Below are 326 nucleotides of genomic sequence, written 5' to 3' on the forward strand. Positions count from 1 at the left end.
TACGGTAGGCAATCTTACGATCGCCCAGGCTCACGTATGACAGGGCCTCCTGGTTGTCGACGGAGGCAACAGCCAGGGTGGACTTGTAGGAGGCGGGTTCGCCGAGCGTACCCGTGTCGGGGTCGGTCGCGAACGGCTTATTCTGGCCGGAGTTGTTGCCGTAGGCGTTGGAGAAGGCGTTGCCACCCGCCGCGTTGACGGTAATGCCAGCGGCGGCGAGCTTCTCGTACACACCAGCGAAGACGCTGCCCGCGTCACTGCTCATGCCGGAGTCATCGCCCAGGGACAGGTTGATGACGTCGGGCTTGATGATGAGCGCGTCATCG

General features: G+C 63.2%; 1 protein-coding gene. It reads right to left on the minus strand.

Annotated features, from left to right (window positions below):
* On the minus strand, window positions 1-326 hold a 326-nt coding region (locus tag QP415_RS11140), incomplete at both ends, for a S8 family serine peptidase (RefSeq protein ID WP_285100106.1).

The sequence above is a fragment of the Pauljensenia sp. UMB3104 genome, assembly GCF_030217285.1.
GTDB lineage: Bacteria > Actinomycetota > Actinomycetes > Actinomycetales > Actinomycetaceae > Pauljensenia.